Annotated in this window: 1 protein-coding gene and 1 pseudogene; both read right to left on the bottom strand. The window is 69.9% G+C overall.

Translation table 11 applies throughout. The features are described from left to right. Window positions 1-92: 92 nt before the first annotated feature. The coding region (locus AOK03_RS44700) for a hypothetical protein (RefSeq protein WP_482256544.1) at window positions 93-347 on the bottom strand (255 nt) is incomplete at its 5' end. Between the two features lie 2 nt (window positions 348-349). Then, window positions 350-1,759 (bottom strand): annotated as a pseudogene (qcrB, locus tag AOK03_RS38910) (cytochrome bc1 complex cytochrome b subunit); the annotation flags it as partial. Window positions 1,760-2,284 lie beyond the last annotated feature (525 nt).

Consider the following 2,284-nt stretch of genomic DNA (forward strand, 5'->3'; position numbering starts at 1 on the left):
GGGGGGGAAATGAGAGGCGGCGCGGGTGACCCGTCCCCTGGTCACCCGCGCCGCTGTCGGAGGCGCGGCCTGTGTGGTGCCGCGCCGCCGGGTCAGTGCGCTTGCCGGTCCGGTTCGCTGCCCTCGACGGCGGCGGTCCGGCCGGTGTCGACCTGTCCGTTGGTGTGCCCGTTCGCGTGCCCGTTCGCGTGGCCGCCGGTGGTGTGGTCGAGGTGCTCCAGGGCCTGCTGCATCTCCTGCGGGGTGGGGTTGGCGATCTGCCCGTCGGTGAACCAGCGGCTGAGCCGGTGGCGCAGCATCTCCTTGCGGGACTTGGGGTTGGGCACGCCGTCGCGGTCCTCGCGCACNNGACCTCGACGAACTCGCCGTGCGGCAGCCGCTTGATGCGTCCGGTCTCGCGGCCGTGCAGCAGCTTGTCGCGGTCGCGCAGCTGCAGGCCCAGGCAGATCCGCTTGGTGATGACGTAGGTCAGGGCCGGGACGACGAACACTCCGATGCGCACCGCCCAGGTGATGGCGTTCATCGACAGGTGGAAGCGCTCGGCGAGGATGTCGTTGGAGCCGCCGAAGAACAGCACCAGGTAGAAGGCCGCCAGCGAGCAGACGAAGGCGGTGCGGGTGGGCTGTTCGCGCGGCCGGTCCAGCAGGTGGTGTTCGCGCTTGTCCCCGGTGATCCAGGCCTCGATGAACGGCCACAGGCAGGCGATGCCGATCAGCAGGGTGGGCAGCACGACGGCGGGGACCAGCACGCCCATGTTGACGGTGTAGCCGGCGACGGCGAATTCCCAGGCGGGGAAGGCGCGCAGGGCGCCTTCCAGGAAGCCCATGTACCAGTCGGGCTGGGATCCCTGGGAGATCTGGTCGGGCCGGTAGGGGCCGTACACCCAGACGGCGTTGATCTGGGCGATGCCCGCCATCAGGGCCAGGACGCCGGAGACCAGGAAGAAGAAGCCGCCGGCCTTGGCCGCGTAGTGCGGCATCAGGGGCTGGCCGACCACGTTCTGCTGGTTGCGGCCGGGGCCGCGGAACTGGGTGTGCTTCTGGTAGATGACCAGGATCAGGTGGATGGTGACCAGCGCCAGGATGATGCCGGGCAGCAGCAGGATGTGGAAGCTGTAGAAGCGCGGGATGACGTCCGTGGCGGGGAATTCACCGCCGAACAGGAACATCGTCAGGTAGGTGCCGACCAGCGGGATGGCGAGGGTCACACCCTCGGCGATGCGCAGGCCGGTGCCCGAGAGGAGGTCGTCGGGCAGCGAGTAGCCCAGGAAGCCTTCCAGGGTGACCAGGATCAGCAGGACCACGCCGATCAGCCAGTTGAGCTCGCGGGGCTTGCGGAAGGACCCGGTCAGGAAGTGCCGCAGGGTGTGCGCCATGGTCGCGGCGATCATGGTCAGCGCCGCCCAGTGGTGCAGCTGGCGGATGAACAGGCCGCCGCGCACCTCGAAGCTGATGCGCAGGGTGGAGGAGTAGGCCTCCGACATCTGCACGCCCTGCAGCGGGACGTGCGGCCCTTCGTAGACGGTGTGGGCCATGCTCGGGTTGAAGAACATGGTGAGGTAGAGCCCGGTGAGGATCAGGATGATGAAGCTGTAGAGCGCGATCTCGCCGAACATGAAGGACCAGTGTTCGGGAAAGACCTTGCGCATCAGCGTGCGCCACTGGTAGATCCCGAGCCGGCCGTCCGCCCAGTCGGCGATGCGTTCACCCTGCGGCGCCGTGGTCCGCTCCCGCTGCGGCGCATCTTCGGTGATGCTCATGCCCGCGCGCCCTCCCCTCGCCGCTCAGTCGTCACAGGCACACCCGGGCCGGCCGGTGAGCGGTCGGTGGTGGGGGCGGCCTGCAGCGGCGCAAACGGGCCCGTGCCGTGAAGCGGATCGAACGCTATCGACACCCCGAGCGGCCGGACAACCGTGCTCAAGCCGGAACCCGGCCCCAACTCCACCGGTTCTTGAGCGAGTTTCGAGTTGTGCCGCCGCGCAGATGTCACGGCACCGCCCAACAGGGCGGTTGCTGCTGGTGAGTTGGGGTTGCGCACCCACCTCGGGTCGCCCAAGTGGGCCTCAACAGCGGGTAGTTGCTGCGCTCTTGTCATGCCCGAAGCCTATGTCGGCGGCATTTCGTGCGTGCGGTCGGCTCCCCCCTTTTCGGAGCCGGGTGCGCGGCGCCGGTCAGGGGCGGCGGCGCTCCCCGGCCGGTGCCGGGGCGGGCCACTGCGCCGAGGAGCCGGGCGGGCGCAGGCGGGCGGAGCCGGTGGCGACGCCGATGGCGGGCGCCGCCGGGGC

Source organism: Streptomyces atriruber (genome assembly GCF_001418325.1).
GTDB classification, from domain to species: domain Bacteria; phylum Actinomycetota; class Actinomycetes; order Streptomycetales; family Streptomycetaceae; genus Streptomyces; species Streptomyces atriruber.